Origin of the sequence: Pectobacterium jejuense, assembly GCF_026800125.1 — a bacterium.
Taxonomy (GTDB): domain Bacteria; phylum Pseudomonadota; class Gammaproteobacteria; order Enterobacterales; family Enterobacteriaceae; genus Pectobacterium; species Pectobacterium jejuense.
The window spans coordinates 301020-318963 of the sequence record NZ_JAPQKX010000003.1; the positions used below are offsets into that span (position 1 = coordinate 301020).

Consider the following 17944-nt stretch of genomic DNA (forward strand, 5'->3'; position numbering starts at 1 on the left):
GATCAGGTCCTCTCCGTTTTGCTCAACCACATTTCATCCATCGCACCGCCGCGAATCTGCATGGGGTAAACATGCTCGCTGCTGTCGATGTTGATATCAACAAACACCAGACGGTCTTTCTGCGCCAGCGCTTGCAACAGCTTGCTTTCCAGTTCGTCCGGCGTATCGATAGAAATCCCGACGTGACCGTACGCTTCAGCCAACTTGACGAAATCCGGTAATGATTCCATGTAAGAACTGGAATGGCGGCCAGAGTAAATCATGTCCTGCCACTGTTTCACCATGCCGAGGAAACGGTTGTTCAGGTTAATGACCACCACAGGCAGATCATATTGCAGCGCCGTAGAAAGCTCCTGAATATTCATCTGAATACTGCCGTCGCCCGTTACGCAAATTACAGTCTCTTCCGGCAGAGCAAGTTTGATACCCAATGCCGCAGGCAGGCCAAAGCCCATCGTGCCCAGTCCACCGGAGTTCACCCAGCGGCGCGGTAAATCGAAAGGATAATACAGCGCGGCGAACATCTGGTGCTGGCCGACGTCCGATGCCACATAGGCTTTGCCTTCGGTCAGCCGGTGCAGCGTTTCAATCACCGCCTGCGGTTTAATCTTGTCGCTGTCGGTGCTGTATTTCAGACAGTGACGCCCACGCCACTGTTCGATAACCTGCCACCAGTCGCGCAGCGCATCAAACTGCTGCTGTGCGCCATCTTGCGCCAGCAACTCCAGCATCAGGCTTAATACCTGTTTGGCATCGCCAACGATAGGAACATCGGCATTGACCGTTTTGGAAATCGACGCGGGATCGATATCAATATGCAATACCGTCGCATTCGGACAGTACTTCGCCAGATTGTTCGTCGTACGGTCGTCGAAGCGCACCCCTACGGCGAAAATGACATCGGCGTTATGCATAGCCATGTTGGCTTCATACGTCCCGTGCATCCCCAGCATACCGAGGCATTGACGATGCGTGCCGGGAAAACCGCCCAGCCCCATCAGCGAAGTTGTCACTGGCAGGTTAAGTTTTTCGGCCAGCGTCAGCAGTTCTTCGTGGCACTCCGCGTTAATCACGCCGCCACCGCCGTAGATAATCGGTTTTTCTGCCGCCAGCAGCGTTTGCAGCGCACGACGAATCTGCCCTTTGTGCCCTTGAACCGTCGGGCTATAGGAACGCATGCTGATGCTTTCGGGATAAACGTACGGCAGCTTATTCGCCGGATTCATAACGTCTTTCGGCAGATCGACCACCACAGGCCCCGGACGTCCGGTTGATGCCAGATAAAACGCTTTTTTCAGGACAGTCGGGACATCTTCCGCTTTCTTGACCAGAAAACTGTGCTTCACGATCGGACGAGAGATCCCCACCATGTCGCATTCCTGGAAGGAATCGTAGCCAATCAACGAAGTCGCAACCTGACCGGACAACACCACCATAGGAATGGAGTCCATATAGGCAGTAGCGATACCGGTAATGGCATTGGTCGCACCGGGACCGGACGTGACCAGCACAACGCCGACCTCACCCGTCGCGCGCGTATAGCCATCCGCCATATGTACCGCACCTTGCTCATGCCGCACCAAAATATGATCGATACCGCCAACCGTATGCAGGGCGTCGTAAATATCCAACACCGCACCGCCCGGATAACCGAACACATGTTTTACGCCCTGATCGATCAACGATCGGACCACCATTTCGGCGCCTGACAACATCTCCATGGGTCTGCCTCTTTTGTTCAGAAAGCGGAATCCGCTTCTGTATTGATCGGGAGAAATCCCCGAGCTCACATTGTATTAATACTGTTAACTTTTAGTACAAGAATACGAAATATTATAGGGATTACTGATAACCCATTAACATAACGCCAGATTATGACGCAGACAAACGGCAAAAAACCACCGCCCTTAATCGTGCCTAGGGGAAATCGAACGTGAGGGAAAAAGGAACTGAGATAAAATACTAACTGGGAACCTTCCGACCTGAGAGATCGTCCATGAAGGACATAAATTACAGAGTGAAATATTGAGGCCGAAAACCACATTTCTTTTCAGGAAACGCGCTTCTCGGCCTACGACATCATCAAGACTCTGCGTACATCGCATCAATTTCCAACTGGTAACGCTGGTTGATGATCTTCCTGCGCAGCTTGAGCGTTGGCGTCAGTTCCCCTTCTGCCATCGAAAACGGCACGGGCAGCAGCGTGAATTTCTTCACCTGCTCCACGCGGGAGAGCTCCTTCTGCATCTCCCGCAAACGCTGTTCGAACAGCTCAATAATATGGCTGTGGCGCAGCAGCTCCAGACGATCGTGGTACTTCAGGTTGATGGAGTGAGCATATTCTTCCAATGCTTCGAAGCAGGGAACAATCAGCGCAGACACGTACTTACGCGTGTCCGCAATAATCGCAACCTGCTCGATGAAGCGATCCTGTCCCAGCGTACCTTCCAGATGCTGCGGTGCAATATATTTACCGCCGGAGGTTTTCATCAGATCTTTCAACCGTTCGGTAATAAACAAGTTACCGTTGGCATCCAGCTCTCCCGCATCGCCGGTTTTCAGCCAGCCATCTTCGGTAAACGTTTCTGCGGTTTCCTGCGGACGGTGGAAATAACCCCGCATGATGGTCGCACCGCGTACCTGAATCTCTTTTTCCTCGCCAATGCGGACCTCAATGCCCGGCAGCGGCGTACCAATAGAGCCCAGACGGAAGCGGCCTTCCTCCCAACAGGAAACCGTCGCACAGGTTTCGGTCATGCCGTAACCATAGATAATGCGAATCCCAATCGACCGGAAAAACAGAATGATGTTGTCATCCAGTCGCGCGCCTGCGGCTGGCATAAAACGAATCTCGCCCCCCAGCAGTTGGCGCAGTTTCCCTAACACCAGACGGTCTGCATAGTGGTGCATCACGCGGCGGAAAAGGCCGCCCTTCTTCGCGGTCTGGCTCGTCAGAAAAGCATGTTGCCCCTGCGCGATAGCCCAGTTAAATAGCCGCTGGCGATACCACGGTGCCTGCGCCACTTTTTCATGGATGGCGCTATACACTTTCTCATAAAAACGCGGTACGGCGCACATCACCGTCGGCTTCACCGCCTGCATCGCATCACGAACCAGATTCGTGTTGTTGAGATACACGTTCTGGGCACCACGATGCATGATGACAAAGCTCCACGCACGTTCAAATACGTGGGAAAGCGGCAAGAAACAGAGCGATACGTCATTTTCTGACATATCCAGACGATCGTCATGTAGCTTAAGCTGCATCGCCATGTTGGTGTAATCCAGCATGACGCCTTTCGGCTCGCCGGTAGTACCAGAGGTATAAATCAGCGTAAACAGATCGTTGAGATCGCGGCTGTCGATACGCGCTTGCCATTCATCACGCCAGAAATCGTCTACGGCCTGCGCTTCAAATTCATGCAGGGATTGTACGATGTCGCTACCACGCAGGTTAACGCCTTCATCCATCACGATGATGTTTCGCAGTTGCGGGCACGTATCCCGCAGCGCCAGCAGCGCATCCAACTGCTCCTGGCCGCCGACGAATATCGTACGGATATCCGCATCGTTGATGATGAATGCCGCCTGTGCCGCCGTATTCGTGGCATAGATTGGCACGCTGATCGCACGCAGGTGCAGCAGCGCCAGATCGGCCAGCGACCAGTTCATTGAGTTGTGAGAGAAAATCGCAACCCGTTCCTGAACATCCAGCCCCAGCGCTAAAAGCGCGCTGGCAATGCGCTGAATGCGCTGCCCGGCCTGTGTCCAGGTGAGCTGCTGTTCGCCCGCAGGCGTCCACTCGCGCAACGTGATACGGCCTGCGCAGTGATTGATTCGATCTTGGACCCGGTGCACCACATGGTATGGCTGTAAATGATTATTCATCTGTAAAAGAATTTCTAAGGGGGAAGAATTTGACAGCGTTTCAGCGTACAGCTGTACATTATTTGGCGTGCAGTCTACCGTCATTGTTCAAAACCGCAACGATCTTTCGTTCATTCGGCGCAGGCTATCGCTGGTTTACTTGATGCATGTCACACCAATCAAAAGTTGACATAACCCTGATAATCGCGTACCAATAAAGGAACACCGAATTTTAGATGACGAGACACCATGTTCAACTTTACTGTCCTACTAAGCCTACTACTAAACGCATCCTTCTTGCGCGGTAGGTTTGTGGGCAGAGTTCAGAACTAAGTTTCTCGCCACACGATACAAAAACCCGCGCTGATGCGCGGGTTTTTTTTTACTCGCCGAGCGCCAAGTACAAGTAGACACGACAAGGAACTAAACCGATGAGCGAGCAAGTCATTATTTTCGATACCACATTACGCGATGGTGAACAGGCATTACAGGCGAGTCTGAGTGTAAAAGAAAAGCTGCAAATTGCCTTCGCCCTGGAGCGTATGGGCGTTGATGTCATGGAAGTCGGCTTTCCTGTGTCCTCTCCCGGCGACTTTGAATCTGTTCAGACGATCGCCCGTAATATCAAAAACAGTCGTGTGTGTGGCCTGACCCGCTGCGTCGAGAAGGACATCGATGTCGCTGCAGAGGCGCTGCGTGTCGCAGAAGCGTTCCGTATCCACACCTTTATCGCAACCTCACCGATGCACATCGCCACGAAGCTGCGCAGCACGCTGGATGAAGTGATCGAACGCGCTATTTACATGATCAAACGCGCGCGTAACTACACAGATGACGTTGAATTTTCCTGCGAAGATGCGGGACGTACGCCAATCCCAGACCTGTGTCGCGTGGTTGAAGCCGCCATCAATGCCGGTGCTCGAACCATCAATATTCCTGACACCGTCGGCTACACCATGCCGCATGAGTTCGGCAATATCATCGCCTCGTTGTACCAACGTGTTCCCAATATCGATAAAGCTATCATTTCCGTTCACACTCATGACGATCTGGGTCTGGCCGTCGGCAACGCCATGGCAGCGGTGCATGCAGGCGCTCGTCAGGTCGAAGGCACACTGAACGGTATCGGCGAACGCGCGGGTAACTGTTCACTGGAAGAAGTCATCATGGCGATCAAAACTCGCCATAACATTCTGAATGTACACACCAACATCAATCATCAGGAAATCTACCGTACCAGCCAACTGGTCAGCCAGATTTGCAACATGCCTATCCCTGCTAACAAAGCGGTTGTGGGTGCTAACGCCTTCGCTCACTCCTCTGGTATTCACCAGGATGGCGTGCTGAAGAACCGTGAAAACTACGAAATCATGACGCCGGAATCCATCGGCCTGAAAGAAGTACAGCTGAACCTGACTTCCCGTTCCGGTCGCGCGGCGGTGAAACACCGCATGGAAGAGATGGGCTATCAGGACAGCGATTACAATCTGGACGATTTGTACTCTGCCTTCCTGAAACTGGCGGACAAGAAAGGTCAGGTCTTTGATTACGATCTGGAAGCGCTGGCCTTTATCAGCCGTCAGCAGGAAGAGCCTGAGTTCTATCATCTGGATTATTTCAGCGTTCAGTCTGGTTCCAGCGTGATGGCAACCGCCTCTGTCAAACTGATCTGCGGCGAAGAAACCCAGTCAGAAGCCGCGACGGGGAATGGCCCGGTGGATGCCGTTTATCAGGCGATCAACCGCATTACGGGTTATCAGGTTTCACTGGTCAAATACCAACTGACCGCCAAAGGTCAGGGTCGTGATGCGCTGGGTCAGGTTGATATTGTCGCGGATTATCAAGGGCGTCGCTTCCACGGCGTCGGTCTGGCAACGGATATCGTTGAATCTTCCGCGCAGGCAATGGTAAATGTATTAAACAACATCAAACGTGCTCAGCAGGTAGAAAAAGAAATTCAACGTCTGCAGCAGCACAGTAACCAACAACAAAACGATAGCAAACAACAAAACAGTCAGGAAACAGTGTGATGACAAAGAGCTACCATATCGCCGTTTTACCCGGAGACGGCATTGGCCCAGAAGTAATGGCGCAGGCCCATAAAGTACTGGATGCGGTACGTCAGCGTTTTGGCATCCGCATTACCACCAGCGAATATGACGTTGGCGGTATCGCCATTGACCGTCAGGGCACGCCGCTGCCACAGGCGACCGTCGCAGGCTGTGAGCAGGCCGATGCGATTCTGTTTGGTTCCGTGGGTGGCCCGAAATGGGAACACCTGCCGCCGGCAGAACAGCCAGAGCGCGGTGCGTTATTGCCTCTGCGTAAGCACTTCAAACTGTTCAGCAACCTGCGTCCTGCTCGTCTGTATCAGGGGCTGGAAGCGTTTTGTCCGCTGCGTAGCGACATCGCCGCGAAAGGCTTTGATATCCTGTGCGTCCGCGAACTGACGGGTGGGATCTACTTCGGCCAGCCAAAAGGTCGTGAAGGTAGCGGTCAGTATGAGCGCGCTTTCGATACCGAGGTGTATCATCGTTTTGAGATTGAGCGCATCGCCCATATCGCGTTTGAATCCGCTCGCAAACGTCGCAGCATCGTGACCTCCATCGATAAAGCCAACGTGCTGCAAAGCTCGATTCTGTGGCGCGAGATCGTCAACGAAGTCGCCAAAGCCTATCCCGATGTGAAGCTGTCCCATCTGTATATCGATAACGCGACGATGCAGTTAATTAAAGATCCGTCTCAGTTTGACGTGATGCTGTGTTCTAACCTGTTCGGTGACATTCTGTCCGACGAGTGCGCCATGATTACCGGTTCAATGGGCATGCTGCCTTCCGCAAGCCTGAACGAGCAAGGCTTTGGCCTGTACGAACCGGCTGGCGGTTCGGCACCGGATATCGCTGGTAAAGATATTGCCAACCCGATTGCACAGATTCTGTCGCTGGCGCTGCTGCTGCGCTACAGCCTGGGTGCGGATGATGCCGCAGAAGCGATCGAAAAAGCCGTCAATACCGCACTGGCTGAAGGCTACCGCACTGCCGATCTGGCAAGCACCGGTAGCGCGATCGGCACCAATGAAATGGGCGACGTGATTGCGCGTTTTGTCGCGCAAGGGGCATAACCATGGGTAAGACGTTATATCAAAAATTGTTCGACGCGCACGTGGTTCATGAAGCGCCGAACGAAACGCCGCTGCTGTACATCGACAGACATCTGGTACACGAAGTGACTTCACCACAGGCCTTCGACGGCCTGCGCGCGATGAGCCGTAAGGTTCGTCAACCGGGGAAAACCTTTGCGACCATGGACCACAACGTGTCCACGCAGACCAAAGACATCAACGCCAGCGGTGAGATGGCCCGCATTCAGATGCAGGAGTTAATCAAAAACTGTGCAGAATTCGGCGTTCAGCTGTATGACCTGAACCACCCGTATCAGGGTATCGTTCACGTTATCGGGCCTGAACAAGGGATGACGCTGCCGGGTATGACCATCGTCTGCGGTGACTCACACACAGCAACGCACGGCGCGTTTGGCTCACTGGCTTTCGGTATCGGTACGTCGGAAGTGGAACATGTGCTGGCGACGCAAACCCTGAAACAGGGTCGCGCCAAAACCATGAAGATCGAAGTCACCGGCGATGCCCCAAACGGCATCACCGCGAAAGACATCGTGCTGGCGATCATCGGTAAAACCGGTAGCGCAGGCGGCACCGGTCACGTGGTTGAATTCTGCGGTACCGCTATTCGTGCGCTGAGCATGGAAGGCCGTATGACGCTGTGCAACATGGCGATTGAAATGGGCGCGAAAGCGGGTCTGGTTGCACCGGATGACACCACTTTCAACTACCTGAAAGGCCGTCAGTTTGCACCGAAAGATGCCAACTGGGACGCCGCCGTTGCGTACTGGAGCACGCTGAAATCCGATGATGACGCGCAATTCGATACGGTTGTCACGCTGGACGCCGCTCAGATCGCGCCGCAGGTCACCTGGGGTACCAACCCCGGTCAGGTTATCGCCGTCAATCAGGAAATCCCTAGCCCTGACTCTTTCAGCGATCCGGTAGAACGCGCCTCCGCGGCCAAAGCACTGGCCTATATGGATTTGCAACCCGGCATTAAACTGACTGACGTGAAGATCGATAAAGTCTTCATCGGCTCCTGCACCAACTCGCGTATCGAAGATTTGCGCGCCGCGGCAGAAATCGCCAAAGGGCGTAAAGTCGCCGCTGGCGTTCAAGCTATCGTCGTACCCGGTTCCGGCCCGGTAAAAACCATGGCGGAACTGGAAGGGCTGGATAAAGTGTTCATTGAGGCGGGCTTTGAGTGGCGCTTACCGGGCTGCTCCATGTGTCTGGCAATGAACAATGACCGTCTGAACCCCGGCGAGCGTTGTGCATCAACCAGCAACCGTAACTTTGAAGGCCGTCAGGGTCGCGCTGGCCGCACCCATCTGGTTAGCCCGGCAATGGCTGCGGCTGCCGCAGTGACGGGTCGCTTTGCCGACGTCCGCGAGTTGAATTAAGAGAGAAACCGACATGGCTAAATTTACTCAACACACTGGTCTGGTGGTTCCTCTGGATGCCGCTAACGTCGATACTGACGCCATCATTCCCAAGCAGTTTCTGCAAAAGGTAACGCGTACCGGTTTCGGCCAACACCTGTTCCACGACTGGCGCTTTCTGGATGATGCGGGCCAACAGCCTAACCCTGAGTTTGTGCTGAACCAGCCGCATTACAAAGGGGCGAGTATCCTGCTGGCTCGAGAAAACTTCGGCTGTGGCTCTTCCCGTGAGCACGCACCGTGGGCGCTGACCGATTACGGCTTCAAAGTCGTTATCGCTCCAAGTTTCGCCGATATCTTCTACGGCAACTCGTTTAACAACCAGCTGCTGCCGGTGAAGTTGAGCGACGAGGAAGTGGACGAGCTGTTCAAGCTGGTTGACGGGCAGGAAGGCATTAACTTCACGGTCGATCTGGAAAATCAGGTCGTTCAGGCGGGCAGCAAAAGCTATCCGTTCGAAATCGACAGCTTCCGCCGTCACTGCATGATCAACGGATTAGACAGCATCGGCCTGACGCTGCAACACGAAGCGTCTATTACCGAGTATGAAAAGAATCAGCCTGCCTTTCTGAACTGATTCAAGACTACAAATAGCCCGAAGCCCGCACTTTATTGCGGGCTTTTTCTTTTGGAAGAATGGGCGGATTACAACAGCGCTGCAATCAGATAGAAAGCCAACATACTCAAAAGCACTGCGCCCACAATATTTCTGATAAAGAATGAAATCACGACACTCACTATCGCGCCGAGAAAATACGGGTTATCAGGAAATGCGCGAATCACGCCGTGGTCCATTAAAATAATCGGTCCGCAAATCGCAGTGAGTAAACAAGGTGCTGAATACTTTAATGCACGATGGAGTAAAACCGGAATTTTTACCGGTACGGCAGGCTCAAGAAAAATGTAGCGATTAAAAAACACGATCCCTGCCAGAACGAATATCAATAACCAGCTCATTTTTCTTCCTTAAACACAGACGCAATGAACACAGAGAAAAACATGCCGCCGACGCCGGCGATAGCAATGGCACCTTCTATCTTGAAATAGGTTAATAGCATCGACAACAGCAGAGAAAACAGAACGCCAGAAAAGGTACTGATTTTCTTTATCATCGGTACAACAATGGTGATGAACGTGGCAACGATAGAATAATCAAGATGATACTTATCCAAATCGGGCACAGATGACGCCATGACCACGCCAAGAATGCTGAAGATATTCCAAAAAATATAAAAGGTGAAACCGGCACCAATTAAATAGCTGGTGCTAACGTTGTTCTTCCGGTCTTTCTTTTCGCTGAGTGCAAAAAGCTCGTCTGATAATAAAAAGCCGATAGGAAGGCGCTTTCTCAATTTCAACGTTGAAACATATTCGCGTAGCGTCAGGCCATATATCAGGTGCTGAGCGGTAATAAAAAAAACAGAGATTAATAGCGTCGCGACATTCGCCCCAGACATAAGTAAGCCTAGTGACACGAGCTGCGCCGCCCCCGCGAAAATAATCGCGGACATCCCGATACTTTGCCCAACGGACAATCCCGACTGGATAGCCATAGAGCCAGCCAGAATTCCCCAGGGCACCACGGACAAACAGAGCGGAAGCATTTCAACCACGCCGGTCATAAAATGCTTCCACGGACTAACAGTCTCTTTTGATTCAGACGATGAACGGGCTACGGTGTTTTCCATATAACATTGCACTACCATAAAAATATCGATAGCGGAAAACTAACAAAACGTTTTTTAAGAGTATTGGATGAATTTGCTGCGCCCCAGAATAGGGGCCGAGTATAACTACAGATTGCCTTTAGCAAACTCCCCTGGCGTCAGCCCCAAAGAATTTTTGAAATGACGGTGGAAGTGGCTCTGATCGGTAAAACCGCACCGTACGGAGACATCAAGGATAGCATCGCCTTTACGCAGCAATGCCTTAGCTTTGCGCAGACGAGCCTGAATCAAGTAGGCGTGAGGCGTAATCCCCACCACCGCTTTAAACTGTCGTAAGAAGTGCCACACACTGAGTTCGGCCAGCGCGGCCAATTCAACGAGAGCCAGTTCTCTCTCGGGGTAGCTGTCCATAAACGCTTTAACGTTCAGTATATTTTGGGTCGCAACGGGCAACATCTGTGGCGTCAGGCGCGTCTTGCTGTAGCGCATCGTCAGCCAGGTTAATGACGACAACAGCAGCGTTTCTTTCAAGAGCATATTGCCCGGCTGAGCGAGCATATTGAACGTCATGAGCAACTGATCCGACAGCCCTGGGTCGTGAACAACGGCGTCGGGAAACCACGGGATGGAATCCTTTGAGCGTTGCAGATCCTGATTGATCGAACGAAAAAGATCGGGGTGCGGATAAATGGCGCGATAGGCCCAGCCAGTTTCGACCTCCGAACTCCCCGTGTGTACATCGTCTGCGTTCACCAGAATGATGTCGCCTTTGGGCGCAACGTGCTCTGCGCCAGAGCGATAAAAACGCTGAGCCCCCTGCTCAATTACGCTGATGCAATATGTATCATGCACATGACGAGGAAAACGCTGCTGATAGTACTGCGCCTGCAACATATCCAGACCACCTAATGCCTCCAGGTGTCTGAAGTGTGTTTGCTCTTGCACTACCGGCTTTTTATGCACGCGTTAATCCTCTTATCGTTTGTACAAAATTGCTCTAGCGGAAGCGACATGCGCATCCTTCTTTATCGCCAGAAACAGCGTACCTGTTCACTGATTCTATCAGAAGCGGATTCACATCCCCATGCTCGAAAAAACAACGAAAAAAGCCAGCGACAAAGCCGCTGGCCACTGATGATGATTCCTGTCTTTTACCAACCGGGTTACATCAGATGAAATCGGGACACGCCAAGATTCAACCGTTCGGCCTGCTGCTCAAGCGATGCAGCAGACGAGGACGCTTCAAGCACCAGCGTCGCGTTCTGTTGCGTGACGCGATCCATTTCTGATATCGCTAACGACACCTGATTGATACCACTGCTCTGTTCATCAGACGCCAGCGCAATCTCATTGATAATGCGGGTGACGTTATTAATTTCAGCCACAATTTCGGCCATCGCTTTACCCGCTTCGGATGCCAGCGCCGTTCCTTCCGTCACTCTGGTTTCAGATTCTTTAATTAATGCAGCAATTTCCGTTGCGGCGTTAGCCGAGCGCTGTGCCAGATTACGTACTTCCCCTGCAACTACCGCGAAGCCTTTTCCCTGCTCGCCCGCTCTGGCTGCTTCAACCGCCGCATTCAGCGCCAGAATATTGGTCTGGAATGCAATCCCGTTAATGAGCGTGATAATCTCAGAAATCTTGTCCGAACTTCTGGCGATGTCCGACATAGAACCCACAACCTGTTCAACAATGCTGCCGCCGTTCACCGCTTTGGCTGAGGTCTCCGTCGCCACATCGCTGGCATGGTGCGCGTTATCGGTATTCTGCTTCACCGCAGCCGTGAGCTGCTCCATGCTAGCCGCCGTTTCCGCTAACGCCGCAGCCTGCTGCTCGGTTCGTGCAGACAAATCTGTATTACCGACGGCAATTTTCGTCGAACTGCTGTGAATCGACTCTGCACTATCGCGTACCGAGCCAACCGTTTCGGAGAGCGAATCCTGCATTTGCTGGATGTTGTTCCCCAAAATACCGATTTCATTCCGTCCGACATCCACACTCGTGCGCGTTAAATCACCGTGCGCGATTGCCTGTATACGCGACACCCAATACTGCACTGGGTTAATAATGACCCGACGAATGACTAAGAACGTCATGCCCGTTAATACGACAGCCAGAATAAAGGCACCTATCATGAGCGTATAGCCCAGAGTGGAATTCCTTTCAGCCGTCACATTAATATTTTTTGCCATCTCAACTCGATAAAGATAAGACGCTTTCAACGGCACATCATAGTCATCATCCAATTTAGACATCACTGTCGATTCAAACGCATTGAGTTCTTCAACATTGCCCTTCTTCGCTATATCAAACATGGGTTTAATACCGCGTTCAACATAATCGCCATAGCGCGCTTTTAATTCGTTATCGCGGGCGAGTTCAACATCAGAGCGAACCGACCTATTTTGATACCCATTAAACATTTGCTGAGACAGCGACAGGCGTTCTTCTGCCGCTTTCATACTTGCATTGTAGTTATCAGTAAGACCATTACGTAAGTGATTCACAGCATGTAGCAAATTCATACGCGCCGCACGCATATGATTAGCACTATCAACAAGTTCCATTCGAACATTCAATTCCAGTGTCGAACTATTTAACGACTGTTCAGCCTGCTTAAGAAAATAGGACGATGTGGAAACTGCCAAGGCAAAAAGAAGTAAAACACCAGAAAAAACAATGACGAAAAGGGGCGTCAGTTTAATGTTGTGCACGCCAGGGGCAGCGTGCCAAGGTTCTGGTTTTTCGTAAATCGCTATTGACTGATAAGGAACATCGCTCATTTTTACATCCGTCGAGTTATTCAAAAAATTGCTGTGAAGTAAATTGCTGGTAAGCAAGAAAAAATAAAACGCCGCTACATGTTACATAATATTTAAGGACTGTGACAATGTGCGTTAAACACAAGATAAAAAACAGTGGGCTATAAAAAATAATTTATCCATAGGACCGCCATCACAAAAAAATCGCCTATAATTTCAACGAAAATAGTTTCCTAAAAAAACAATTTATAATGAAAACCATTACACTAAATTAGTGAATTATTTTAGTCATTATTCTTACACTAATATTAATTATAAGAGAAAAAATAGATTAACGGAGTCATTCTTTTTTATTGAGAATAAACACGCTTGAACATTCAACATTACTGACTGATTCACTATTTCGTCATCCTGAATACAGAACCCCCACATTACTCCGCACGACGAGCACACAAGGCGTCACACACCGAGAAAAAGCAGTAAGCCGAGTTGCCATTTCGATCACGGTATTTTCCCGCGGAGGTACTATGCTGAAAACGTTCAACTCAATGTGTGAGAGGAGCCTATGGCGCGCATTATTCAGCGTTACCGTTTAAGCATCTCTGGCGATTGCCGGGCCTGGTTCAACATCGACCATCGCCTCACCAATGATTTTCCTCGTCCGCCTCATGCCTGAATCAGCGCCACGCTGATTATTTCCTGTTCCTGCATTCCTTACTTCGGCGTTACATAACGTGTCGTGACGGAATTCTTTTTTCTGGAGATCTATGGCATGAAACGCATCCCTGAACCATTCCGCATTAAGATGGTAGAAAATATCCGCATGACCACGCAGGCGGAACGTGAAAAAGCGCTGACAGAGGCGGGGTACAACCCTTTCCTGCTGCGTAGCGAAGATGTCTACATCGACCTGTTGACTGATTCTGGCACTGGCGCGATGAGCGACCGCCAGTGGGCTGGTTTAATGATGGGTGATGAAGCCTACGCGGGGTCACGCAATTACTACCATTTGTGCGAAAAAGTCGAAACCTTACTAGGCTATCCGTTTACGATTCCTACCCATCAGGGTCGCGGCGCGGAACAGATTTTATTTCCGTGTCTGATAGCCAAGAAACAGCGTGCTGGCGGCGCGAAAAAGCCGGTCTTCATTTCCAACTTTCACTTCGATACCACCGCTGCGCACGTGGAGCTAAATGGCGCTCGGGCCATTAACGTCGTCACACCAAAAGCTTTTGATACGAACACGGCCTATGACTGGAAAGGCGATTTCGATCTGGACCAGTTACAAAGCGTGATTTCACAGCATGGCGCGGAGAATGTCGTCGCCATTATCACCACGGTAACCTGCAACAGCTCAGGCGGACAGCCCGTCTCGATGAGCAACATGCGCGACGTCTACCGTATTGCACAGCAGCATCAGATCCCTGTGGTGATTGATTCGGCACGTTTCTGCGAAAACGCCTGGTTTATCAAGCAGCGCGAAGCGGGCTACGCGGATAAATCCATTAAAGCCATCGTGCATGAAATGTATGAATACGGCGACATGCTGACGATGTCCGCGAAGAAAGATCCCATGGTGAATATTGGTGGGCTGTGCTGTTTCCGCAGCGACGAGGACCTGTTTAACGAGGTGCGCATTCGCTGCGTTCCGATGGAAGGTTTCGTCACCTATGGCGGACTGGCTGGACGAGATATGGAGGCGCTCGCCATCGGGCTGGAAGAAGGGATGGACGAAGACTATCTGGCCTACCGTATTGGACAGGTCGCCTATCTCGGAGAACGCCTGAAAGCCGGTGGGATTCCGATTCAGTATCCCGTTGGAGGACACGCTGTCTTTGTCGATGCTGCACGGCTATTGCCTCATATTCCGCCAGAGCAATTCCCTGCACAAGCTCTTAACAATGCGCTGTATCTGGAAGCCGGTATCCGCAGCGTTGAAATCGGCTCGCTTCTGCTGGGGCGCGATCCAGACACCGGGCAACAGAAAGCGTCACCGCTTGAGCTACTGCGTCTGACTATCCCACGCCGGGTCTACACCAACGACCACATGGACTATATTGCAGATGCCCTTATCGCATTAAAATCCCGTGCCAGCGATATTAAAGGGTTAACGTTCACCTATGAGCCCCCCGTGCTGCGGCACTTTGTCGCCCGTCTAAAACCGGTGGAGTAACCTGCCGTAAGCATGCCCGGTGTCTTTCTCTGCGGACACGCATTTGGCAGGCTTATCTGCGGCACGCCGGATCACAGTATCCATATGATGAGTATTTGGTCCACGCCATCAGTCCCAGAAAATCACGCAAAGCAAATCCGCCGCAACGTCGATAGCTGTCGGCAATACTGAAACAATAGAAGACACACGGCTTACCGAGGAATTTATGACGACGTATCACTTTTCTCTCACGCTATCGGGCGTTTCCGCAGACACCGCAGGACTGGAGGATGCGCTTTTTACCAGCGGCTGCGACGATGCCTTGATCTGCTTCTATGGCAGCGCTGTCTATCTCGAATTTGATCGAGAAAGCCCTAGCTTTTCTAAAGCTGTCATTAGCGCTATTCATGATATTGAATCCGCGAGCATCAAAGCCAAAGTCCACTCCGTGGATGCAGCCTGGGTTGGGATCAGTGACATCGCCGCTTTATCTGCGCTATCGCGTCAGGCGATTGCGCTTCTCAAAGATGGGAAACGTGGTGCGGGGGATTTCCCCTCCCCGGTCCAGCGCTTACGCGGTACATCGCCGCTGTGGGAGTGGAGCGATGTCGCCGACTGGCTGGCCAAACAAAAAAAAATACCCCAGGAATTAGCCGATAACGCCAGGGAGCTTGCCACGATTAATCTGGCCTTACAGATCCGCAATGCACGCCAGCAGGACGAATTGGTACGTTATTGTGCATTACTCAGCGAAGGCAAACCATTACGTGAACAAATCATTACGTGAACAGTGCCACAGGTATCCCCTTGCCCTGCAAACCACTCCCGATAGTCAAAAGCTAGCGGCAGGTAAACACCATAAAAAAAGCCAGCGAAAAATTCGCTGGCTGGTGAAACATCACCATTACTCAGAATACATTGTTTTATTCAGAATAAATTGTCTTACTCAGAATAAATTGTCTTACTCAGAATAAATTGTTTCGTACTACCTAGAGCCAATGACGGTACTCGTCGTCAGACATGTCTTTCAGGTGCCACTGCGTCGCCTGCTGCAGTAATGCAATGCGCTGTTGGGTAGACATCCATCGAAACCACTTCGCTTTACAGGTCGATAAGTAGGTTCGATAGAACTGGTACAAACTGGAAATCGCCATAAGCCACCTCCTCTCTTTCCTTGTTGCAAAGTATCGACGTAATATAGGGAAAGATAAATTGATGACTTTAGTGCAGGGAGTTCCTCTTTTATGTCTTCCCCTCGATTGCAACAACAGTTCATCCGCCTGTGGCAACACTTCCAGGGGCAAACCACCGACACCACTCTGCAAGAGTTGACCGGGGTGTTGAACTGCTCACGCCGCCATATCCGCTCATTACTGAACGCGATGCAGCAGGAAGGTTGGCTTGTCTGGCAGGCCGAAGCTGGAAGAGGAAAGCGCTCGCAGCTATCGTTTGTGTATACCGGATTAGCGCTACAGCAGCAGCGTGCCGAGGATCTGCTGGAGCAGGATCGCATTGAGCAGCTAGTGCAGTTGGTGGGTGACAAAGAAGCGGTACGCCAGATGTTACTTGCCCACCTTGGACGGAGTTTCCGGCAGGGAAAGCATATTCTGCGCATCCTCTATTACCGACCCTTACGCAACTTACAGCCCGGTTCGGCGCTGCGGCGTTCGGAAATGCACATTGCGCGGCAAATTTTTAGTGGGCTGACCAATATAAATGAGGAAAATGGGGAAATAAAACCCGACCTTGCTCATCATTGGCAGATGCTGGCACCGCTGCACTGGCGTTTTTATCTGCGTCCGGCCATTCGCTTCCATCACGGTCGCGAGCTCACGATGGATGATGTCATCACCTCCCTCAAGCGCCTCACCGCATGGCCGCTGTTTTCGCACCTTGAAACCATCACATCACCGATGCCGTTCGTGATTGATATCCGGCTGAACAGCCCGGATAACTGGCTGCCGTGGCTTTTGGGCAGCGTGCACGCCATGATTTTGCCGCAGGAATGGCAAACGCTACCCGATTTCGCTCAACACCCGATTGGTACCGGCCCTTACGCCGTGGTGCGCAATAACAGCAACCAGTTAAAGATCCGCGCCTTCGATGATTATTTTGGCTATCGGGCGCTGATCGATGAAGTCAACATCTGGGTACTGCCGGACGAACCGGAGGAAATGCCGGTCTCCGTCCAATTCCAGTCTGATGATTCTCGCCATGAACAGTTGGAAAGCCGGATGGAAGAAGGCTGCTATTTCCTGCTGTTCGATAAACGTTCACCGCTTGCTAAATGCCCGCAGGTTCGCCGCTGGCTCTGGCAGGTCTTTAACCCGATTTCGCTACTCAGCCATGCCGACACCAGCCACCAGCGCGACTGGTCCCCCGCCTACAGCCTGTTGCCACGCTGGCATCATCACCATCCAGACGAACGCCAACCTATTCCCGCAGGGCTGACGCAGGTGACGCTGACCTTTTATCATGAGCACCCTGAGTACCGAATATTAAGCGAAATCATGCGTGCGCTGCTGGCGGAACACGGCGTCACGCTGCATATCCAGACGGTCAGCTACGAAGACTGGTATCAGGGCAATGCCGAAAGTGACATCTGGTTTAGCAGCGTGAACTGCTATTTGCCGCTCGAATTCTCCCTATTCGCGATGCTCTACGAACTTCCGCTGGTGCAGCACTGTCTGGATGACGATCTGCATGCGGATGCACAGCAGTGGCGCAATCACTCGCTGCCGATGGCGGAATGGTGTGAAAAGTTGATCGGTAGCGGCCAGGTGCACCCTCTTCTACATCACTGGCTACAGCTTCAGGGTCAGCGCAGTATGCGCGGCGTCAGGATGAATATGCTGGGCTGGTTTGATTTTAAATCCGCCTGGTTTGCACCGCCGGAACGCTGACTGTATCTGAAAAAGTGCGGGACAAAGTGA

Annotated in this window: 15 protein-coding genes; 8 read left to right on the top strand and 7 right to left on the bottom strand. The window is 51.7% G+C overall.

Annotated features, from left to right (window positions below; genetic code table 11):
- Nucleotides 1-2: 2 nt before the first annotated feature.
- Nucleotides 3-1721, bottom strand: coding sequence for an acetolactate synthase 3 large subunit (gene ilvI, locus NXT09_RS07750; protein ID WP_205551701.1), 1719 nt, complete (start codon nt 1719-1721; stop codon nt 3-5).
- Between the two features lie 361 nt (nt 1722-2082).
- Nucleotides 2083-3888, bottom strand: coding sequence for an AMP-dependent synthetase/ligase (locus NXT09_RS07755; protein ID WP_268579329.1), 1806 nt, complete (start codon nt 3886-3888; stop codon nt 2083-2085).
- A 410-nt stretch (nt 3889-4298) separates the two neighbouring features.
- On the opposite strand from NXT09_RS07755, the gene leuA reads away from it, so the two are divergent.
- From leuA to leuD, 4 genes are read left to right on the top strand one after another with little or no spacing between them, the layout of a single operon-like run.
- On the top strand, nt 4299-5897 hold the full coding sequence (gene leuA / locus NXT09_RS07760) for a 2-isopropylmalate synthase (RefSeq protein WP_039278285.1): 1599 nt from the start codon (nt 4299-4301) through the stop codon (nt 5895-5897).
- Nucleotides 5897-6988: a 3-isopropylmalate dehydrogenase gene (gene leuB, locus NXT09_RS07765; RefSeq protein ID WP_010298064.1), complete on the top strand. Its 1092-nt coding sequence runs from the start codon at nt 5897-5899 to the stop codon at nt 6986-6988. The genes leuA and leuB overlap by 1 nt, the downstream gene beginning before the upstream one ends.
- A 2-nt stretch (nt 6989-6990) precedes the next feature.
- The gene (gene leuC, locus NXT09_RS07770) at nt 6991-8391 is read left to right on the top strand and encodes a 3-isopropylmalate dehydratase large subunit (protein ID WP_268579330.1); all 1401 of its coding nucleotides are present in this window, start codon (nt 6991-6993) and stop codon (nt 8389-8391) included.
- A gap of 13 nt (nt 8392-8404) precedes the next feature.
- Nucleotides 8405-9007, top strand: coding sequence for a 3-isopropylmalate dehydratase small subunit (gene leuD / locus NXT09_RS07775; protein WP_039526799.1), 603 nt, complete (start codon nt 8405-8407; stop codon nt 9005-9007).
- A gap of 68 nt (nt 9008-9075) precedes the next feature.
- Here the strand turns inward: leuD and NXT09_RS07780 are convergent, their stop codons facing one another.
- The 4 genes from NXT09_RS07780 to NXT09_RS07795 all read right to left on the bottom strand — a co-directional run bounded on the left by NXT09_RS07780 (nt 9076) and on the right by NXT09_RS07795 (nt 12880).
- A complete protein-coding gene (locus tag NXT09_RS07780) occupies nt 9076-9387 on the bottom strand; it encodes an AzlD domain-containing protein (protein WP_039501490.1) in 312 nt (103 codons plus the stop codon).
- Complete coding sequence (locus NXT09_RS07785; protein WP_268579331.1) at nt 9384-10118, bottom strand: AzlC family ABC transporter permease; 735 nt, start codon at nt 10116-10118, stop codon at nt 9384-9386. The genes NXT09_RS07780 and NXT09_RS07785 overlap by 4 nt, the downstream gene beginning before the upstream one ends.
- A 105-nt stretch (nt 10119-10223) precedes the next feature.
- Nucleotides 10224-11060 (bottom strand): AraC family transcriptional regulator, encoded by an 837-nt coding sequence (locus tag NXT09_RS07790; RefSeq protein WP_014916665.1) that lies wholly within the window; start codon nt 11058-11060, stop codon nt 10224-10226.
- 200 nt (nt 11061-11260) lie between these two features.
- A complete protein-coding gene (locus NXT09_RS07795; protein ID WP_268579332.1) occupies nt 11261-12880 on the bottom strand; it encodes a methyl-accepting chemotaxis protein in 1620 nt (539 codons plus the stop codon).
- Between the two features lie 544 nt (nt 12881-13424).
- On the opposite strand from NXT09_RS07795, the gene tnaC reads away from it, so the two are divergent.
- The 3 genes from tnaC to NXT09_RS07810 all read left to right on the top strand — a co-directional run bounded on the left by tnaC (nt 13425) and on the right by NXT09_RS07810 (nt 15798).
- Entirely contained in the window at nt 13425-13535 is a 111-nt protein-coding gene (gene tnaC / locus NXT09_RS07800; protein WP_039501496.1) for a tryptophanase leader peptide, read from the top strand.
- A gap of 96 nt (nt 13536-13631) precedes the next feature.
- Nucleotides 13632-15032, top strand: coding sequence for a tryptophanase (tnaA, locus tag NXT09_RS07805; RefSeq protein WP_268579333.1), 1401 nt, complete (start codon nt 13632-13634; stop codon nt 15030-15032).
- A gap of 205 nt (nt 15033-15237) precedes the next feature.
- Nucleotides 15238-15798 (top strand): helix-turn-helix transcriptional regulator, encoded by a 561-nt coding sequence (locus NXT09_RS07810; RefSeq protein WP_268579334.1) that lies wholly within the window; start codon nt 15238-15240, stop codon nt 15796-15798.
- Nucleotides 15799-16000: 202 nt separating this feature from the next.
- Here the strand turns inward: NXT09_RS07810 and sgrT are convergent, their stop codons facing one another.
- Nucleotides 16001-16165, bottom strand: coding sequence for a glucose uptake inhibitor SgrT (sgrT, locus tag NXT09_RS07815; protein WP_095992910.1), 165 nt, complete (start codon nt 16163-16165; stop codon nt 16001-16003).
- A 90-nt stretch (nt 16166-16255) separates the two neighbouring features.
- Between sgrT and sgrR the strand changes: the two genes are divergently transcribed.
- Nucleotides 16256-17914: an HTH-type transcriptional regulator SgrR gene (gene sgrR, locus NXT09_RS07820; RefSeq protein WP_268579335.1), complete on the top strand. Its 1659-nt coding sequence runs from the start codon at nt 16256-16258 to the stop codon at nt 17912-17914.
- The last annotated feature ends 30 nt before the right edge of the window (nt 17915-17944 follow it).